Source organism: Paenarthrobacter sp. NCHU4564, from assembly GCF_052156435.1.
Classification (GTDB): domain Bacteria; phylum Actinomycetota; class Actinomycetes; order Actinomycetales; family Micrococcaceae; genus Arthrobacter.
Map to the genome: position 1 here is coordinate 128,032 of NZ_JBQLIS010000006.1, position 18,734 is coordinate 146,765.

16 protein-coding genes and 1 tRNA gene are annotated in these 18,734 nt (G+C 64.7%); 11 read left to right on the forward strand and 6 right to left on the reverse strand.

Annotation, left to right across the window (positions count from 1 at the left end; translation table 11 throughout):
* Positions 1–50: 50 nt before the first annotated feature.
* From ACSVIE_RS08535 to ACSVIE_RS08560, 6 genes are all read right to left on the reverse strand, one after another.
* Entirely contained in the window at positions 51–353 is a 303-nt protein-coding gene (locus tag ACSVIE_RS08535) for a protealysin inhibitor emfourin (RefSeq protein ID WP_442423567.1), read from the reverse strand.
* A 71-nt stretch (positions 354–424) separates the two neighbouring features.
* Positions 425–1,468, reverse strand: coding sequence for a M4 family metallopeptidase (locus ACSVIE_RS08540; protein ID WP_442423568.1), 1,044 nt, complete (start codon positions 1,466–1,468; stop codon positions 425–427).
* 185 nt (positions 1,469–1,653) lie between these two features.
* A tRNA-Arg gene (locus tag ACSVIE_RS08545) sits at positions 1,654–1,726 on the reverse strand.
* A 112-nt stretch (positions 1,727–1,838) separates the two neighbouring features.
* The gene (locus tag ACSVIE_RS08550; protein WP_442423569.1) at positions 1,839–3,341 is read right to left on the reverse strand and encodes an FAD-dependent oxidoreductase; all 1,503 of its coding nucleotides are present in this window, start codon (positions 3,339–3,341) and stop codon (positions 1,839–1,841) included.
* Positions 3,338–4,210 (reverse strand): FAD:protein FMN transferase, encoded by an 873-nt coding sequence (locus ACSVIE_RS08555; RefSeq protein WP_426003238.1) that lies wholly within the window; start codon positions 4,208–4,210, stop codon positions 3,338–3,340. The genes ACSVIE_RS08550 and ACSVIE_RS08555 overlap by 4 nt, the downstream gene beginning before the upstream one ends.
* A gap of 4 nt (positions 4,211–4,214) precedes the next feature.
* A complete protein-coding gene (locus ACSVIE_RS08560) occupies positions 4,215–4,697 on the reverse strand; it encodes an FMN-binding protein (protein WP_426003237.1) in 483 nt (160 codons plus the stop codon).
* 231 nt (positions 4,698–4,928) lie between these two features.
* Here ACSVIE_RS08560 and argS point away from each other — a divergent pair, with 231 nt between their 5' ends.
* The 11 genes from argS to ACSVIE_RS08615 all read left to right on the forward strand — a co-directional run bounded on the left by argS (position 4,929) and on the right by ACSVIE_RS08615 (position 18,664).
* A complete protein-coding gene (gene argS, locus ACSVIE_RS08565; protein WP_426003236.1) occupies positions 4,929–6,593 on the forward strand; it encodes an arginine--tRNA ligase in 1,665 nt (554 codons plus the stop codon).
* A gap of 2 nt (positions 6,594–6,595) precedes the next feature.
* Positions 6,596–8,059 (forward strand): diaminopimelate decarboxylase, encoded by a 1,464-nt coding sequence (gene lysA, locus ACSVIE_RS08570; protein ID WP_442423570.1) that lies wholly within the window; start codon positions 6,596–6,598, stop codon positions 8,057–8,059.
* Positions 8,052–9,365, forward strand: coding sequence for a homoserine dehydrogenase (locus ACSVIE_RS08575; RefSeq protein WP_426003234.1), 1,314 nt, complete (start codon positions 8,052–8,054; stop codon positions 9,363–9,365). The genes lysA and ACSVIE_RS08575 overlap by 8 nt, the downstream gene beginning before the upstream one ends.
* Positions 9,366–10,469, forward strand: a complete 1,104-nt coding sequence (thrC, locus tag ACSVIE_RS08580; protein ID WP_442423571.1) for a threonine synthase — start codon at positions 9,366–9,368, stop codon at positions 10,467–10,469.
* Between the two features lie 2 nt (positions 10,470–10,471).
* Positions 10,472–11,446, forward strand: coding sequence for a homoserine kinase (thrB, locus tag ACSVIE_RS08585; RefSeq protein WP_426003232.1), 975 nt, complete (start codon positions 10,472–10,474; stop codon positions 11,444–11,446).
* 306 nt (positions 11,447–11,752) lie between these two features.
* Positions 11,753–13,876, forward strand: a complete 2,124-nt coding sequence (gene rho, locus ACSVIE_RS08590; RefSeq protein ID WP_442423572.1) for a transcription termination factor Rho — start codon at positions 11,753–11,755, stop codon at positions 13,874–13,876.
* Positions 13,877–14,150: 274 nt separating this feature from the next.
* Positions 14,151–15,224 (forward strand): peptide chain release factor 1, encoded by a 1,074-nt coding sequence (gene prfA, locus ACSVIE_RS08595; RefSeq protein WP_426003228.1) that lies wholly within the window; start codon positions 14,151–14,153, stop codon positions 15,222–15,224.
* Positions 15,225–15,243: 19 nt separating this feature from the next.
* The gene (gene prmC, locus ACSVIE_RS08600) at positions 15,244–16,116 is read left to right on the forward strand and encodes a peptide chain release factor N(5)-glutamine methyltransferase (protein ID WP_442423573.1); all 873 of its coding nucleotides are present in this window, start codon (positions 15,244–15,246) and stop codon (positions 16,114–16,116) included.
* A 12-nt stretch (positions 16,117–16,128) separates the two neighbouring features.
* Positions 16,129–16,920 (forward strand): L-threonylcarbamoyladenylate synthase, encoded by a 792-nt coding sequence (locus ACSVIE_RS08605; RefSeq protein ID WP_426003226.1) that lies wholly within the window; start codon positions 16,129–16,131, stop codon positions 16,918–16,920.
* On the forward strand, positions 16,917–17,705 hold the full coding sequence (locus ACSVIE_RS08610; protein ID WP_426003225.1) for a WecB/TagA/CpsF family glycosyltransferase: 789 nt from the start codon (positions 16,917–16,919) through the stop codon (positions 17,703–17,705). Before ACSVIE_RS08605 ends, ACSVIE_RS08610 begins: the two co-directional genes overlap by 4 nt.
* The gene (locus tag ACSVIE_RS08615; RefSeq protein WP_442423574.1) at positions 17,702–18,664 is read left to right on the forward strand and encodes a glycosyltransferase; all 963 of its coding nucleotides are present in this window, start codon (positions 17,702–17,704) and stop codon (positions 18,662–18,664) included. Before ACSVIE_RS08610 ends, ACSVIE_RS08615 begins: the two co-directional genes overlap by 4 nt.
* Positions 18,665–18,734 lie beyond the last annotated feature (70 nt).

An 18,734-nucleotide genomic window follows, 5' to 3' on the forward strand; every position in this document is an offset into this window, starting at 1 on the left:
GTGGGGCGGTAACGGGTGGTTTATCTGCGGGCTGGTTGTTCTCCGGATGGTCAGCGCCGTGTGCCGAAGCGGCCGCGGGTTTCTGCGCCCTCCGCTTTGGCGCAATCGACCAGTTCCTGCCAAGGGCCGGTGACTTCCCGTTCCGGGAGGGTGGCGCGGCGTTGCCCGGCCCGGATCGAGTACATGAACCGGTCCGGTTGGTTGCCGGCCGGGGAGCGGTGGCTGGCCTCATCCCAAGGGCACGCCTCCACCATGGGCAGCCACCGCTCCTTGTCCTGGGCGGACACCGCCTCGACGATCCAGACGCGCGTCATGGCGGCGATGCCCCCGCTGCGCTGGACTGTGATTTTCATGGCGCCGGCCCGTCACCGCTTCCTGTACATGACCGGCCGGGCGGGAACGTCCCCGCCTGCCCGGCCGGCTCCTAAACCTTGACCTTCACAGTTTCCCATGCCTTCCTCACGGCGTCATGCTCGACCGAACCGGCACCAAAGAGTTCTTCCGCGGTAGCAAGGGTAGTCCTGGCGAACTTGCCGAAAGTGCAGGTGGCAGGCAGGGCGCCGCTGGTGAGGGTCCCGTACCAGATCTGTCCCGGGGCTTCCCAGGCGTTGCCACCCAATTCCGAGGCCACCAGGTAGAAGGCCCTGTTCGGGATGCCTGAATTGATGTGCACTCCTCCGTTGTCCGCGCTGGTGCGGACGTAGGTGTCCATGGAATCGGGCTGGGGATCCTTTCCCAGGACGTCGTCGTCATACGCCGTGCCGGGAGCCTTCATGGACCTCAGTGCGGAGCCTTGGACGTGTTCGGTGAAGAGGCCCTCGCCAATCAGCCAGCTGGCACGGCTGGCGGGCTGCTTCCTGACGTACTGCTCCACCAGCGCACCGAAGACATCCGACATGGACTCGTTCAAGGCCCCCGCCTGGTTCCGGTACGCCAGGTTGGCGGTGTACTGCGTCACGCCGTGGGCCAACTCATGGCCGATGACGCTCAAGGATTTAGTGAAGCGCTGGAAAATCTGGCCGTCGCCATCGCCGAAGACCATTTGGCTTCCATCCCAGAACGCGTTGTCATACAGCTGCCCGTAATGCACCGTGGCGTCCAGGGCCAACCCGGCGTCATCAATGGAATTGCGCCCGAAAATGTCTGCGTAAAGCCCGTGCGTTCCGCCCAGGCCGTCATAAGCCTCATCCGCCGCAGCGTCCCCGGAAGGGGGTGCGCCTTCCTTTCGCACAATCCGCCCTGGCAGCGATTCGGACGACCCGGCGTCGAAGATGGTCCGGGAGGGCGGCCCGGGCTTGGCTTGGCGGGCACTCGGCGGGGCTGCGGGCACGGGAGTCGCCCGGGCGGCCTGCAAATCCCTGATATGCAGGAGCGATTCCTTGGCGGCCCGGGCTACGGCCCGGAGCCGGGGCTCGTGCTGAGCCGCGAGCCGGCGCAGCATGTACGGCGGGACGATCGAACACATCATGGACTACCCCTTTGGCTCTCTGCGACTGCAACTGCGACCAGCCTAGGAGCGGGGTCCGACAATTTCCGGGTGTCGCCCCGGCATGCCCCGAACTGATAGTCCGGCACCGCCTGCCGGCCGGACAGGGGCGAAAAGGGGCCGGGAACGACAAAGACCCCGCCAGGTAACTGGCGGGGTCTTCATTGTGCCCTCGATAGGATTCGAACCTACGGCCTTCTGCTCCGGAGGCAGACGCTCTATCCCCTGAGCTACGAGGGCATCCGGGGATCCCTCCGTTGCCGGTGGGACGTCCTAGAGCTTAGCAGCCACTGCGCCGCAAACGAAAACGGCACGCGACGCCACCGCATCCGGCCTGCCGTCCCCCGAATCCCTAGTAGCCTGCGAAGGAGTCGATGTGGACACGCCGGGCGCCAGCCGACCGTGCAGCGGCCCGCAGGGACTCCACGCTGGCCGGCGACCCGGAGATATAGACGTCCCGCCCTGAAACATCCGGAACCAGCTCCTTAAGGCGGGTTCCGTCGATCCGGGAGGGACCGGCGTCGTGCATGAACGCCGGGGGAGTGGAACCATCGGCGAGGCGGGCAATCACCCGGGCACCGGAGGCTTCCAGCGCATCGCAGGAAGCAAGTTCATCGCGTCCTTTGGCCAGGTACAGCACCACCACATCACGGCCGGGGCCGCTGGCAGCAAGATGGGAGAGGAAAGGCGTGATCCCGATCCCCGCAGCAATCAGCAGGACAGGCCTTCCGGCGTCGTTCGGAAGCAGGAAGTCCCCGCCCACGGAGGTTGCAGATACCTTATCGCCCGGCTGCAGGGCGAGCAGCGCCTGCTTGGCACTGGACAAGGGACCGGCGGTTCCGACGCCGAAAGTCACCTCCGGCGCACTTGGTGCGCTGGTGATGCTGAAGACCCGGCGGCGGCCCTTGCCGTCGGATTTCCGGTGCGGCAGGTTCAGCTCCATGTACTGCCCGGCAGCGAAGCGGACGGGACGATCAGGCTCGAAGCGGAACTCCCTGCTGCCCGGGGTCAGCGGCCGCGAACCCTTGTACGTCAGGTGGACGGCGCCGCGCTGACCAAAGAAGAACGCCAGGAGGTTGCCCAGCAGGAGCGCGAGCTCGGGGGAGTTGGCGACGAAACCGAAATTGTAGGGAACGGCAAAAACGACGCCCACCAGTGCGGCCAAGGCCAGCTGTTGCCAGCGCCGCGGCGGAAGGGTCAGTGGCTCAGACAGCATGAAACCAACGAAAAACAGGACCGGCCGCTGGGCAAGCGGCTGCCACAACGACTGCCCCGCCGTCATCCCACGGCCCATGAGCTCGACGAAGATGATGCCGGTCGATACCACCGTGAAAACGGTGGCCATGGCTATTTTCCGCGTACGGTAGAGCACGGCCAGGACACCGGGAACCAGCAGCCACAGCATGGCAGGCGTTGCCGCCCACCAGGTGGCGATGTTCAGCCCCGTCAAACCCGTGAGGAACGCTCCCGCCGCGGCCGGATTGAAAATGTGGCGCCCGCGGAACGCCAGCGCGTACTTGGAAGCACTGGCCAGGACACATGCGAGAGCCACCCCGGCCATGTCAGTGGGGGCGAACGTTGGCCAGAAGAGGAAGTAGAGGAGCAAACCCGTAATCAGGGACGATTCCGAATGGGGCGTGGTCCGGAACAGCAGCGCGAGCAGGCGGTTCGATGCGTAGGTAACGCCGAGGCATACTGCCAGATGGACCAGCATCTGCGGAATTCCGAACGTCAGCCAGCCAAGGGCATTCAGGACCAGGCTGTAGGCTGCCAGGATGCCCAGCACCCACAGGACCAGGCGGTACATGGTGAACCTGCCAAGCCAGGTATCAAGCCGCGATTTCACTGCGTTCATGTGAACAGTTTCCCCTCAAAGTCCTTCGAACGGCTGAAGGTGCCGTCCGAGGACACCCGGAGCCAGGAAAATTCAAAACCGGACTCCAGCCGGGCCGGTTCCGCCATGAACAGCGCCGTGGCCAAGGCATCGGCCACCAATGCCGTGGATGCGCGGGTCCAGGTGGCTACCGTGGTCTGGATCGGCCGTCCGGTCCGCCCATCCAGGACGTGGTGCAGGCCATCACCCCATGCGCGACGGTTCGAAGCGGACGCGCAGAGCGCGCCGTTCTGCAGTTCGACCGTGCCGATCGCCTGCCGCGCATCATAGGGATGTTCCAAAGCGACGGTCACCGGGCGGCTGCCGGCATGGAGCATGTCGCCGCTGCCGTCCACCAGGAACTCGCGATGCCCGGCGGACCGGAGGACATCGCCGAGCAGATCCACCAGCTGCCCCTTGCCGGCCGCGCCGATGTCAAACACCAGGGGCTCCAAGGCACCCAGGTTTGTGCCCGTCCATTCCAGGACATCCTCCCACCGGGAGGCGGGCGCGGGGGCACCGTGTGGTGCCAGGGTGTAGGAGGAGTCATAACCAAGGCGTTCCAGGCTCCCGCCCACCAACGGGGTCATGGCGCCGTCGGTCAAGCGGTACAAGGACGCGTAAACGCCCTGGAGGGCCACGGCGTGGGCCGGAAGGACCACAGTGCCTGCTTCGCGGGCCAGGGCCGACACGGCAGAGTCCGCCCTGAACCGTGAGTAGGTCCGGTCATAGTCCTCCACCGTGGACAGCAGGTGTCCCTGTACCTCAGGCGTGAGGGGGTCCTGCGTCGCGATGTCCCACTGCGTGCCGATCCCTTCAAAGCTGAAACTGCTCCAGCCCGGGTGCGGCATGGTGCTACTTTGCCTGGGACTTGATCTGCTGGACGGCGTCGTTGAAGCCGCCGGAGGTCAGTGACGAGCCGGCCACCTTGGAAACATTGAGCTCATCGATGTTCTTCCCCACTACCTGGCCGGCGATCCCGCTGGCGAATTCACCCTGGAACTTCTTGGTATTGGGGTTGGAAGGGTGGACCGTGATGTTCACGGCCGACACCGTGTCTCCAGCCAGGGTCAGTTCCACCCCGACGGTTTCCTGGCCGTTGGGAGACGTATAGGTCCCGTCTGCGCTGTAGGTGCCGTCCTTGTACGTAGACGTACCCGACCCGCTGGAAGAGGAGGCTGCCGCGGACGGGCTGCTTGTGGACGCCTGTCCGCCGTTCTGCGTGGCGGGCGTCTGGGTGGAAGGTGCCTGGGTGGAGGGCGCGCACGCTGCAGCGGTTCCGATGATGGAGAGGCCGGCGATACCAACGTAAAGGCTTTTGCGAAGTGGCGTAGTCATGGTTCTGCTCGTTTCAACTGGGCTTGGGATTGGACGCGGATCCGTCAATGGACCGGTAGTGCTCGGTAATGGCCGGCAAGGCCACCTCCTACGTCTTCACAACGATGAAATCAGCGTAATGGTTCACCCTGTGCCCCCGGCCAGCCGTTCCTGTGCCTCCGCTGTGTACAGGGTGTCCACGTCCACGGCCCGAATTCCGCGTCTTTGCAGGCCCCCCGGTACGCTAGATGGGTGACTCCCGAAGAACTCTCCGCTGCCATATCCGCCTGCCTCAAGGACGCTGTCTCCGCCCAGGAAATCGCCCTGACGGAAACCGACGTTCCTGAAACCGTCCGCGTGGAGCGTCCCAAGAACAGGGAGCACGGAGACTGGGCCACCAACATTGCCCTCCAGCTTGGCAGGAAAGCAGGCATGAACCCGCGCGACTTCGCGGTCATCCTCAGCAACCGGCTGCAGGAAATCCCCGGGGTTACCGGTGTTGACATCGCCGGGCCGGGGTTCCTGAACATCACCGTGGACGCAGCTGCCGCGGGCGCCCTGGCAAAAGCCATCGTGGAGGCCGGGCCTGCCTACGGCACCAACAAGGCGCTCGCCGGGCATGTAGTCAACATGGAATTCGTTTCAGCCAACCCCACCGGGCCGCTCCACATCGGCCACACCCGTTGGGCGGCACTGGGCGACGCCATCGCCAGGGTCCTGCGTGCGTCAGGCGCGGATGTCACTGCCGAGTACTACATCAACGACGCCGGCTCGCAGATGAACGTCTTCGCCAACTCCGTCCTGTCCCGCCTCCACGGACGCGATGTTCCCGAAGGTGGCTACCCCGGCGAATACATCCGGGAGTTGGGGGATGAAGTCCTCAAGGCCCACCCGGACATCCGCGAGCTCACGGACGAGGCGGCGCTGCCTGTGATCCGTGCCGCTGCCTACGAGGCCCAGATGGTGGACATCAGGAACACGCTGGCCGAATTCGGGGTCGAGTTCGATGTCTTCTTCTCCGAGAAGGAACTGCACGACGCCGGTGCCATCGAGTCCGCGGTTGCCCGCCTTCGCGAGCAGGGCCACGTCTTTGACGACGGCGGAGCCGTGTGGCTGCGTACCACCGACTTTGGCGATGACAAAGACCGCGTGATGATCCGTGCCAACGGCGAACCCACCTACTTCGCTGCCGACGCCGCGTACTACCTGTCCAAGAAGGACCGCGGATTCATCGAGAAGATCTACCTGTTGGGGGCAGACCACCACGGCTACATCAACCGGCTCAAGGCCATCGCCGCGTGCGCAGGCGATGACCCGGAGGTCAACATCGAGGTCCTGATCGGACAGCTGGTCTCGATCAACGGCGCCAAGCTCTCCAAGCGTGCCGGCAACATCATCGAGCTCAAGGACCTGATCTCCTGGCTGGGCAAGGATGCCGTGCGGTATTCCCTGGCCCGGTTCCCTGCCGACTCACCGCTGACGCTGGACCCTGAACTGCTGAAGAAAAACAGCAATGAAAACCCGGTGTTCTACGTGCAGTACGCCCACGCCCGTTCACGCGGTACCGCGCGGAACGCAGCTGAGGCCGGGGTGGAACGGCAGATTGATGGCGAGGACGCCTTCGACGCGTCCTTGCTCGACCACCCGACCGAAAACGAACTCCTGTCCTACCTGGGCAGCTACCCGTCCATCGTCGCCAAGGCTGCGGAACTGCGCGAACCGCACCGGATTGCCCGGCACCTGGAAGTTATCGCGGGGGCTTACCACCGCTGGTACGATGCCTGCCGTGTGTCTCCGCAGGGTGAGGAACCTGTACAGGACGTCAACCGCACCCGCCTGTGGCTCAACGATGCCACCAGCCAGGTGCTGGCCAATGGACTCGGACTGCTGGGCGTCTCTGCGCCGGAACGGATGTAACCATGACCACCCACGAATCACCGCTGGCCCCCGAATGGCTTGCCGTTCCCGAGGACCTGAACGCCCTGCAGCCGCTCCTGTGGGCTGAAGGCGTGCAGAAGAACGACGCCGGTGAGGTCACCATTGACGGCATCGCTGCCAGCGCGCTGAAGGAGCAGTTCGGCACCCCGTTGTTCGTCATGAGCGAGACCGATTTCCGGTCCAGGGCGCGCGCTTTCAAGGATGCTTTCGATGCTGCCTTCGCGGACATCTGCGGGGGAGTGGATGTCTATTACGCGGGCAAGTCGTTCCTGTGCACCGCCGTTGCACAGTGGGTTGCCGACGAAGGCCTGCGGCTCGATACCTGTTCCGGCGGGGAACTCGCTGTGGCAGCGCACGCCGGAGTTCCCGGAAGCCACCTGGGCCTCCACGGAAACAACAAATCCGATGCCGAAATCAACCGGGCCCTTGACATGAACGTAGGCCGGATCGTGGTGGACAGCCTCGATGAACTGGAACGCGTGGCCATAATCGCGTCCAGCCGGGGCACCAGGGCAAACGTGATGTTGCGGCTGACTCCCGGGGTGCACGCACACACGCACGAGTTCATCGCAACGGCCCATGAAGACCAGAAGTTCGGACTCTCCATGGCCGGTGATACCACCGATGAGGAGGGCCTGTCGGCGGCGGAGGAAGCCGTTGCTGCTGCGGTGGCCTACGACAGCATCGAACTCCTGGGGTTGCACTGCCACATTGGCTCGCAGATCTTCGAGCCGGACGGCTTTGCCCTGGCGGCCCAAAAACTGCTGGGCTTCCAGGCTGCCATGCAGCAGAAGTACTCGATCGTGATGCCGGAGCTCGATCTTGGCGGAGGTTACGGCATCGCCTACACCCCCGTGGACACTCCGCGCCCGCCGGCGGACATTGCGCAGGCGATGGCTGCCGTGGTGCGTGCAACCTGCGCGGAGCTGGGCATCACTGCACCGCGGATCTCCATCGAACCCGGCCGTGCGATCGTCGGCAGCACCACGTTCACCCTGTATGAGACGGGCACCACAAAGACGGTACGTGTGGACGGTCCGGCTGACACGGAAGAGCCGGACAACGTTACGTACCCCCGGCGCTATGTGTCGGTGGACGGCGGAATGAGCGACAACGCCCGCCCGGTGCTGTACGACGCGGATTATTCGGCGATTTTGGCGTCCCGGAACTCCAGTGCGGCTCCGCAGCTGTCCCGCGTAGTGGGCAAACATTGCGAGAGCGGCGACATAGTTGTTAGAGATGTATATCTGCCCGCGGATGTGGCAGCCGGTGATTTGCTCGCAGTACCGGGTACCGGCGCCTACTGCTGGGCCCTCTCCAGCAACTACAACTACCTGGCACGGCCCGGTGTTGTCGCGGTGCGCGACGGCGTCGCCAGGCTCATTGTCCGCGGGGAAACCGAAGAAGATCTCTTGAACCGCGACATGGGAGTGGCGAATGTCTGAAGTGCGAAACCTGAAGGTGGCCCTGCTGGGCTGTGGCAACGTTGGGGCCCAGGTCGCGCGGATTCTGATTGACGACGCCGAGGCCCTTGCGGCCCGCAGCGGGGCACGGCTGGAACTGTCCGGTATCGCCGTGCGGAACATCGATTCACCCCGTGATGTTGAGCTGCCCCGCGAACTGTTCACCACTGACGCCGAGACGTTGGTCAAGGACGCCGACCTGGTGATCGAGCTCATGGGAGGCATCGAGCCGGCCCGTTCGCTGATCCTCACCGCCATCCAGAACGGCGCCTGCGTGGTCACGGGCAACAAGGCATTGCTCGCCCAGGACGGCCCCACCCTGTACGAGGAAGCCGACAAAGCCGGGGTGCAGCTGTCCTACGAGGCCGCAGTGGCCGGTGCCATCCCGATCCTTCGTCCGATCCGGGACAGCCTTTCCGGAGACCGCATCACACGCGTTCTGGGCATCGTGAACGGCACCACCAACTTCATCCTTGACCAGATGGACAGCACGGGCGCGCAGTTCGCCGACGCCCTGGCCGAAGCCCAGCGCCTTGGCTATGCCGAAGCCGATCCCACTGCCGATGTCGAAGGCCACGACGCCGCAGCCAAGGCGGCAATCCTTGCCTCGCTGTCGTTCCACACGCGTTTCTCCCTGGATGATGTCTACTGTGAAGGCATCACCAAGGTCAGCGCCGAGGACATCGCCTCCGCCAAGGAAGCGGGCTTTGTCATCAAGCTCCTCGCCATCGCGGAGAAGATTGACTCGGAGGACGGAAGCGGCATCTCCGTCCGCGTCCATCCCACGCTCTTGCCGCGGGAGCACCCGCTTGCAGCTGTCCGTGGAGCCTTCAACGCAGTGTTCATCGAGGCGGAAAACGCCGGCGAGCTGATGTTCTACGGCCAGGGAGCCGGCGGCACGCCCACAGCTTCGGCAGTGCTGGGCGACCTTGTCTCCGCTGCGCGGCGCCTGGTCCTGGGCGGACCCGGTCGAACCGAAACCACGACGGGCCATGTTCCGGCATTGCCGGTCGACGCCTCGAACACCAGCTACTACATCGGCTTGGATGTGGCAGACCAGGCCGGCGTGCTGGCTCGCATCGCCCACATCTTCGCGGAGAACGGCGTGTCCATTGAGATCATGCGCCAGACAATCCACCGGGATTCCGCATCCAACGTGGAATCGGCTGAGCTGAAGATCGTGACGCACCGGGCATCCGAAGCTGCACTTGCAGCAACCGTCGAGGCCGTGAAGGGCCTTGACGTCATCAATTCTGTGACATCCGTACTGCGGGTAGAAGGGGTCTAAGTGGCTCACCAATGGCGCGGAGTAATCCGCGAATACGCTGATCGTTTGCCTGTAACGGAAGCCACCAAGGTCATTACCCTCGGCGAGGGCGGCACTCCTCTTGTCCACGCGCAGAAGCTTTCCGAACTGACCGGCTCCGAGGTCTACCTCAAGGTCGAAGGCATGAACCCCACCGGTTCCTTCAAGGACCGTGGCATGACCATGGCCATGACTGCTGCCGTCGAATCCGGTGCCAAAGCAGTTGTTTGTGCCTCGACGGGAAACACCTCCGCCTCCGCTGCTGCGTACGCTACGGCCGCCGGACTCAAATGCGCGGTCCTGGTACCCGAAGGCAAAATCTCCATGGGTAAGCTGAGCCAGGCCATTGCCCACGGCGCCACGCTGCTGCAGGTGGACGGCAACTTCGACAACTGCCTGGACATCGCCCGCAAGCTGGGCGAGTCGTACCCGGTGTTCCTGGTGAACTCCGTCAACCCTGCACGTATCCAGGGCCAGAAGACGGGTGCTTTCGAAGTTGTGGATTCCCTGGGCGACGCGCCCGACATCCACGTGCTGCCCGTGGGCAACGCAGGGAACATCAGTGCCTATTGGAAGGGTTACAAGGAGTACGCCGCTCCGTTCGAGACCGCCAACGGGACACTCCCCGCCGTGTCCACCAGGACCCCCATCATGTGGGGCTTCCAGGCTGCAGGTGCGGCTCCCTTCGTGGCCGGACACCCCATCACTGAGCCTGACACCATTGCCACCGCCATCCGGATCGGCAACCCTGCGTCGTGGGAAACCGCTGTTGCGGCCCGTGACGAGTCCGGCGGCCTCATTGAAGCCGTGACGGACGAGGAAATCCTCGCCGCACACCGTTGGCTGTCATCGAAGGAAGGCGTTTTCGTCGAACCCGGCTCGGCCGCCGGTGTCGCCGGGCTGATCAAGAAGCACGCTGCCGGCGAGGTGCCCTCCGGAAAGACCATTGTCATCACCGTCACGGGCCACGGCCTGAAGGACCCGCAGTGGGCCCTTCGCACCGAGGATGGCAGCGACGTCCAGCCCGTTAAGGTGCCCAATGACGTCGTTACCGTGGCAGCAGAACTGGGACTGGAAGAAAAGTAAGAGTGGAAACAACGCAGCCCACCGCGACTGATCGTGCACTTGTCGCGGCAGGCCAGCGGCTGACCGTCACGGTCCCCGGAACGAGTGCCAACCTGGGGCCCGGCTACGACAGCCTGGGCCTGGCCCTGTCCATCCATGACACCCTGACGGTGGAAACCCTGGAGTCCGGGGAGCTCGAGTTCGAGCTCTCCGGCGAAGGGGCGGACACTCTTCCCCGCGATGCTTCCCACCTGGTGGTGCGTGCGATCGATCTTGCCCTGGAGCGGCTCGGCTACCAGCGTGCGGGCCTCCGGATCACTGCAGACAACGTCAACCCGCATGGACGTGGGCTCGGTTCGTCGGCTGCGGCTGTGGTTGCCGCGGTCACCGCCGCCAATGCCTTGGTTCCGGAAGCAGCCCGGCAGGACCGTGACTGGATATTGCAGCTGACCAGTGAGATCGAAGGTCACCCTGACAACGTCGCACCCGCCATCTTTGGCGGATTGGCGCTGTCCTGGCAGGACAGCGAGCAGTACAGCAGTACGCGCGCCGACGTCGCGGCGTCGGTGGTTCCGGTGGTGGCAATTCCCGACTATGAACTGTCCACGGAAACTGCCCGCGGACTGCTGCCGGCCTCGGTGGGCCACCATGCGGCAGCCATGAACTCGGGGCGCGCTGCGCTGCTGATCCACGCTCTCACCAGCCAGCCCCGCTTCCTGTTGCCAGGTACCGAAGACTATTTGCACCAGAGCTACCGGGCCGAGGCAATGCGTCCCAGCGCCGACCTCATTGCATCGCTGCGGACCGCCGGGCATGCCGCCGTTGTTTCAGGTGCCGGGCCTACTGTCATGGTCCTGGCCAACGGCCAGGGTGAAGCCGCGGAGATTGTCCAAAAGATTGAGGCATTTACGGCATCCAACACACCGGATGTCGGATGGCGCGTGATGACGCTGGCTGTGGACGTCGAAGGTGCTAGAGTGGAAGTGCACCGCCGGTAAAGCCGCGGGCAGTTCCCTGATTTTGGACTACGGTGGATTCGCCGTTCCTTTCGTCAACTGCGTCAACGCCTGGTGGTGCCGTCTCCTTCCGGCCTGTTTCAGGTTCCGCAGAACTCTCTCTGTTCCCTGAATAGTCAGTCGGCTGTCCGGGCAACTGGATCCAGTGAAGACGATCAGTACCGGCCCTGTTGGCCACAATCCATCAGGCAAGGCCGAAAATACCGGCTGCAGATCTGAACTGCAGCCCAGATCAAATCATCGCGTCCGGCTCTCGCCCTGGACGCCGTCGAGGGGGAAGGATCCTTCGTGACAGAAACCACTGAGCTGGCTTCAGCTGTGGACACATCATCTTCTGCTGCCGAGTCGTCAACGGCAGCCGCCACCAAGAGCAGTGGCCTTGCAGGCCTCAAGCTCGCCCAGCTTCAGGCTCTCGCCAGCCAGCTGGGAATCTCCGGTGGTTCGCGCATGCGCAAGGGGGACCTGGTAACGGCCATCTCTGCCCACCGGGCCGGGACGTCCACCGCCAAAGCACCTGCCAGGGCAACCAAGGCAGCCAAGGCAACGGACACCGTTGCCACCCAGGCGCCCGCCGAAGCCCCGGCCCCGGCAGCAGACGCCGCAACCGCACCGGATGCCGGCGCCGAAACCCCGGCCCAGGAAGCACCCCGGGGCCGTGGACGTGGCCGCAGCCGCCGCGCCACCAGCGACGGCGTAGTAGCCGCCGCTGCCGAGGCAGCTGCTGTCGCCGCTCCGGGTGAATCCGCCCAAGCAGCCGCTCCGGAAGCTGCGCCGGCCGAAGCGCCTGCAACGCAGGACAACAGTGAAGCTGCAACCGAACGTCGCCAGCCGCGTACCCGCAACCGCCGCCGTGGCGAGGCCGCCGCAGCTTCCGCGGAAACAGCCGAGGCAGCCGCACCTGAGCAGCGCGAACCCCGTGCCGAGCGGGCAGAACGCACCGAACAGCGCGGCGAACAGCGCGGCGAACGCAGCGAACAGCGCGAGCAGTCCGAAGCCGGGGAGCAGCCCCAGCGCGAACGTCGTGACAACTCCCGCCGCCGGGAGGACAACGACGGCGAGGACACGGGCAACCGCCGCAACCGCCGGAACCGCCGCGACCGCAATGAGCAAAATGACCGGAGCGACCGGCGCGGTGGCCAGGACGGACGCGACGGCAACAGCCGCAGCGACCGCTTCCGCGACCGCAACGAGCGCCGCCGCGGCCGGGCCCAGGGTCCCGAGGTAGACGACATCGAGATCACTGAGGACGACGTCCTCCTGCCGGTGGCAGGCATCCTCGACGTCCTGGAAAACTACGCGTTCATCCGTACCTCCGGCTACCTCCCGGGCGCCAATGACGTCTACGTCTCGCTGGCCCAGGTCAAGAAGTACAACCTGCGCAAGGGCGACGCCGTGGTGGGAGCCATCCGTGCCCCGCGCGAAGGCGAAGACCGCAACCAGCAGTCCTCCCGCCAGAAGTTCAACGCCCTGGTCCGCGTGACCTCGGTCAATGGCAAGACGCCGGAGGAACTGAAGGACCGGGTCGAGTTCGCCAAGCTGGTTCCGCTGTACCCGTCCGAGCGCCTGCGCCTGGAAACGGACCCCAAGAAGATCGGCCCGCGTGTCATCGACCTCGTGGCTCCGATCGGCAAGGGCCAGCGTGGCTTGATCGTCTCCCCGCCGAAGGCCGGTAAGACGCTCATCCTGCAATCCATCGCGAACGCAATCACCACCAACAACCCTGAGGTCCACCTCATGATGGTGCTGGTTGACGAACGTCCCGAAGAAGTCACGGACATGCAGCGCACGGTCAAGGGCGAGGTCATCGCCTCCACCTTCGACCGTCCCGCCGACGACCACACCACAGTTGCCGAACTTTCGATCGAGCGCGCCAAGCGCCTCGTGGAAATGGGCATGGACGTCGTGGTCCTCCTCGACTCCATGACCCGCCTGGGCCGCGCGTACAACCTGGCAGCACCGGCCTCCGGCCGCATCCTGTCCGGTGGTGTGGACTCCGCTGCCCTGTACCCGCCGAAGCGCTTCTTCGGTGCCGCCCGCAACATCGAAAACGGCGGTTCACTCACCATCCTGGCAACTGCGCTCGTTGAGACGGGTTCCAAGATGGATGAGGTCATCTTCGAAGAGTTCAAGGGCACCGGCAACATGGAACTGCGCCTCTCCCGCCAGTTGGCGGACAAGCGCATCTTCCCGGCCGTGGACGTCAACGCGTCCGGCACCCGCCGCGAAGAGAACCTGCTCTCCGCTGAAGAGGTCAAGATCATGTGGAAGCTGCGCCGCGTCCTCTCGGGCCTGGAGCAGCAGCAGAGCCTTGAGCTGCTGACCAACAAGATCCGGGAAACGCAAAGCAACGTCGAGTTCCTCATGCAGGTCCAGAAGACGACGCTTGGAGCAAAGTCGGACAACGACAAATAGCTGCTCTGGTGAGCCGCTGATTCTGCTGCCCCCGCCCCTACGCGTGGTGGCAAAGTCCCTTCGGACTTTGCCACCACGCTCCGGCAGGCCCGAAGCCACTCCCGGGGCAGCAGAATCAGCGGCTCGTCCCGCTTTCGGCCCGCCTTCGCGGGTTGGCAAAATGCTCGACGTCGGCAACGGTCCCCGACAAGCGGATCAGAGTGGGCTCTCGCCCGGTGTCATTGGCCCGTCGTTGCAGTTATTAGACTTGTACGAGTCGAAAGAGGTTTGAAAAATGTTTGAGTCCGTCCAGGGATTGCTTGATGAGCATGCCGCCATCCAGGCGCAGCTGAGCGATCCTGCCGTGTATGCCGACCAGTCGCTTGCCCGTAAGCTGGGGCGGCGCTCTGCCCAGCTCCAGGGCATCGTGGAGGCGTACAACAAATGGCGCGGACTCAACGACGACCTTGAGGCTGCCAAGGAAATGGCCGCCGAGGATCCCGACTTTGCCGCTGAGGTGGAGCAGCTCGAGGAGCAGATTCCCGCCGCCCAGGAGAGGCTGCGGCGCCTGCTCATCCCGCGCGATCCGGATGATGCCCGTAACGTGATCCTCGAAGTCAAGGGCGGTGAAGGCGGCGATGAGGCTGCGCTGTTCGCCGGCGACCTCCTTCGGATGTATATGCGCTATGCCGAGTCACGGGGCTGGAAGACGGAAATGATTTCCGCCACCGAGTCCGATCTCGGTGGCTACAAAGACGTTTCCGTGGCCATCAAGGGCAGTTCGAACGATCCCGCGGAGGGCGTTTTCGCCCGCCTGAAGTTCGAGGGCGGCGTGCACCGGGTGCAGCGCGTTCCCGTGACGGAATCGCAAGGGCGCATCCACACCTCCGCTGCCGGTGTCCTGGTGCTGCCGGAAGTTGATGAGCCTGAGGAAATTGAGATCAACCAGAACGATCTCAAGATCGACGTCTACCGTTCGTCCGGTCCGGGCGGTCAGTCGGTGAATACCACGGACTCCGCAGTACGCATCACGCACCTTCCCACCGGGATCGTCGTGGCCATGCAGAACGAGAAATCGCAGCTGCAGAACCGCGAAGCCGCCATGCGCGTGCTCCGTGCCCGCCTCCTGGCCCACCAGCAGGAGCAAATTGACGCAGCGAACTCGGAGCAGCGCAAGTCGCAGATCCGGACCATGGACCGTTCCGAGCGCATCCGTACGTACAACTTCCCGGAAAACCGCATTGCGGACCACCGCACCGGCTACAAGGCCTACAACCTCGACGCCGTGATGAACGGTGACCTTGAGCCCGTCATCCAGTCGGCCATCGACATGGATGAGCAGTCCCGCCTGGACGCCATCGGCGAATAGCGTCCGGCAGGTTCAGCCCATGACGTTCCATCCAGGCCAGAGCCTCGCGGAGGCTGTGCGGGCAGCCGAGTCGGTGTTGTCCGAAGCTGGTGTTCCCAGTCCGCGGGTTGATGCCGAACTGCTTGCCGACCACCTGTTGGGGGTTGGCCTCGGGCGGCTTCGGGCCATGCTCCTTGGAGACTCGCCCGCTCCGGAAGGCTACGCGGAACTTGTCGCGGAACGCGCCGACCGGGTCCCGCTGCAGCACATCACCGGAATCGCCTATTTCCGGCACCTTGAGCTGCGCGTCGGTCCGGGAGTGTTCATCCCCAGACCTGAAACAGAATCCGTCGTCCAACTGGTCATCGACCACCTGGCCGGAACAGACCATCCCAAAATGGTGGACCTGGGCACCGGTTCAGGCGCGATCGCCGGATCCCTGGCCCACGAAATCCCCGGTTCTGAGGTCCTGGCCGTCGAGTTCAGCCCCCTTGCCTACGCTTGGGCGGCCCGGAACCTTGAACCGCTGGGCGTTTCCTTGGTCCAGGGTGACCTCCGGGATGCACTCCAGGAACATAACGGAACCTTTGACGCCGTCGTGTCCAACCCGCCCTACATCCCGGCTGAAGCCATCCCGCAGGAGCCGGAAGTCGCGCTGCACGACCCACCGGAGGCACTCTACGGCGGGGGAGCCGATGGCATGGAACTCCCGACGGCGGCAGCGGCCTCAGCTGCCCGTCTTCTGAAGCCGGGGGGCTTCTTCGTGATGGAACACGCCGAGGTCCAGTCTGCATGGATTGCCGGAATGATGCGCCGCATGGGCTGCTGGGAAGACATTTCGACCCACGTTGACCTCAACGGCAAGGAACGTGCCACGAGCGCGGTGCTGGCAAAGAAGCCAACTGATCAATGAAAGAATAGCGGTGTGACCACAACATACAACTGCACTTCCGATGACCAGCGGGCTGAGGGACTCCAGCACGCACAGCGTGCCATCAGCGACAAGAAGTGCATCGTCCTGCCGACGGACACGGTGTACGGGATCGCAGCGGATGCCTTTTCCCCGCTGGCCGTCACCCTGTTGCTGGCCTCCAAAGGCCGCAGCCGCCAGATGCCGCCGCCTGTACTGATTCCCCGCATCAACGCCCTGGACGGGCTGGCCACGGACGTCCCGGCTGATGCCCGCGCCCTGGCGCAGGCGTTCTGGCCTGGCGGGTTGACCCTGATCCTGCACGCCCAGCCCTCCCTCGATTGGGACCTGGGTGAGACCAAGGGCACCGTGGCCCTCCGCATGCCGGACGACGAGATCGCGCTGGAACTCCTGGGCCTCACCGGCCCCCTGGCCGTTTCTTCGGCCAACCGCACCGGCCAGGAAGCGGCGCAGACTGCCTCCGAGGCCCGCCTTCAACTGGCTGAATCCGTTGAGGTTTACCTCGAAGGCGGGTTCCGGCCAGTGCAGGGAACTGCGGCTGTTCCGTCCACGATCGTCGACGCCACCTCCGCGCCCTTCAAGGTGGTTCGCCAAGGGGCCATCTCCTTGGAACGTCTCCGCGAAGTTGTGCCCTCCATCCTTGGCTTCGGCGAATCGGCGGCAGCTGCCGAGGCAACTCCGGCGGACGCAGGGGCGGAACCGGCCTCCGCTGACCAGCCGGCCGCCGTCGACGATCCCCTGGAAGCCGCTGCGCCGAATGCCGCACCTGAGGCCAAGCCGGAATGATCCCGGACCGCCAGCGCGTCCCCGTCCTCGACGTCGACGCCACTCCGCTGCGCGTCAATGACCTCATCAATGCCCTGGGCGGGTTGATCGCCCGGGGTACCACCGCCACCGTGTTGGGACACAACCTGCACAGCGTGACACTGTTCCACTCATGCTCCACCTTCCGCTCCCTTTACGAGGACAGCTCCATCGTCCTCCTGGACGGTGCCCCCGTCGCCATGTTGTGGGGTCTCGCCCACAAACGACGGCTCAAGCACCTCGGGCAGGGGACCATGGCCTACCGCTTGGGTTCCACCGACTGGTTGCCTGCGTTGGGAGGCGTCGAGGGACTCGAACGGGTTGCAGTGGTAGGAGCCGGACGTGACGCGAACACCAAAGCCGTGTCACGGCTGCGTGAGCTGATCCCCGGCGCTGTGGTGGACGGCATGCCAGGCGAAGACTGGGATGATTCGCTGGAAGACGCTGTCGTCGGATGGCTGCACGGATTCCGCCCCCAGGTGGTTCTTCTCGGACTGGGCATGCCACTCCAGGAGGAGGTCCTCGTCCGCCGGCTGCAGCAGCTGCCTCCCGCTGTGTACTGCGCTGTGGGTGGCGCGATCGACCAGGTGGCGGGGGTACAGAAACTGGCACCGCGGTGGCTTGGCCGCCTTGGACTCGAGTGGGCATGGCGGCTGGTGCTCCATCCCGGGAGGGTCGCGTACCGCGTATTTGTTGAACCGTGGAAACTTGCCGGCCTGCTCATCCGCCGCCGTTTCCAACATTCCCCAAGCAAAGGCAGAAAATGACGTCCCAACCCGTCGTGGTAGCAGTTGTGGTGACCTATAACCGGCGCGAACTGCTGCAAACCACCTTGGCAGGCATCGCTGGAGGCACCATGGTTCCGGACGCCGTCGTCATTGTCGATAACGCCTCCACCGACGGCACCGCCGCCTACCTTCGCAGCTACGCCGGCCCTCTAAAGACTGATGTGGTCACGCTGAACACCAACGTCGGTGGTGCCGGTGGTTTCGTGGTGGGCATGGAACGGGCTGTCCTTGACCATCATGCGGACCACGTCTGGATCATGGACGACGACACCGAACCACAGCCGGGTGCGCTGCAGGAAGCCTTGGATACGTCGGAGGCCTATGAACAGGAAACCGGCAGCGCTCCGGCGTTCGTCGCCAGCCGCGTTGTCTGGACCGACGGCCGGGACCACCCGATGAACCGCATGCGGCCCAGGATTGGCGCCGGCGAGGCAGCCCGCAGCGCTGCGGCCCGCATTGGTGCCACCCAGATCAGGAGCGCGTCGTTCGTCTCGGTGCTGCTCCGCGGCGCGGAAATCCGCAAGCACGGGCTTCCGATCGCTGACTACTTCATCTGGAATGATGACCTCGAATACACGGCAAGGGTCTCTCGGAGCGGAGCGGCGCTGGCCACCAACGCTTCGGTTGCCAACCACCACACCAAGGTGTTTGGTGATGCCGGGGCAGATCCGGGGCCGCGCTTCTACTACGAAGTCCGCAACAAAATCTGGGTGTACACCCGTTCCAAGGCCCTTGCGCCGTGGGAGAAAGTTCTTTTCACGGGTGCATCGGTCCGCAACTGGACCCGGACCGTGGCCGCGTCGGGGAACCGCAAAGTACTTCTCAAGGGGCTTTTCACCGGGCTGGTCCACGGGTTCCGTCCACCACGGGCAAACGAGGACGTCCTGAGGGGGATCTACGCGCTTCGCGAGGTCCGCGGACCGGCAATGCGTCCCTGAAACCGTTCCGCCGGCTCCGTTTGGCGGGCGGCTTTGCGCTGCCTTGCGCCGGAGGTCACAGGCGTTGGCA

Coding starts and splice junctions, on each gene's coding strand:
- ACSVIE_RS08535 (WP_442423567.1), bottom strand. CDS start 353: ATGAAAATCACAGTCCAGCGCAGCGGGGGCATCGCCGCCATGACGCGC.
- ACSVIE_RS08540 (WP_442423568.1), bottom strand. CDS start 1,468: ATGATGTGTTCGATCGTCCCGCCGTACATGCTGCGCCGGCTCGCGGCT.
- ACSVIE_RS08550 (WP_442423569.1), bottom strand. CDS start 3,341: ATGAACGCAGTGAAATCGCGGCTTGATACCTGGCTTGGCAGGTTCACC.
- ACSVIE_RS08555 (WP_426003238.1), bottom strand. CDS start 4,210: ATGCCGCACCCGGGCTGGAGCAGTTTCAGCTTTGAAGGGATCGGCACG.
- ACSVIE_RS08560 (WP_426003237.1), bottom strand. CDS start 4,697: ATGACTACGCCACTTCGCAAAAGCCTTTACGTTGGTATCGCCGGCCTC.
- lysA (WP_442423570.1), top strand. CDS start 6,596: ATGACCACCCACGAATCACCGCTGGCCCCCGAATGGCTTGCCGTTCCC.
- ACSVIE_RS08575 (WP_426003234.1), top strand. CDS start 8,052: ATGTCTGAAGTGCGAAACCTGAAGGTGGCCCTGCTGGGCTGTGGCAAC.
- prfA (WP_426003228.1), top strand. CDS start 14,151: ATGTTTGAGTCCGTCCAGGGATTGCTTGATGAGCATGCCGCCATCCAG.
- prmC (WP_442423573.1), top strand. CDS start 15,244: ATGACGTTCCATCCAGGCCAGAGCCTCGCGGAGGCTGTGCGGGCAGCC.
- ACSVIE_RS08610 (WP_426003225.1), top strand. CDS start 16,917: ATGATCCCGGACCGCCAGCGCGTCCCCGTCCTCGACGTCGACGCCACT.
- ACSVIE_RS08615 (WP_442423574.1), top strand. CDS start 17,702: ATGACGTCCCAACCCGTCGTGGTAGCAGTTGTGGTGACCTATAACCGG.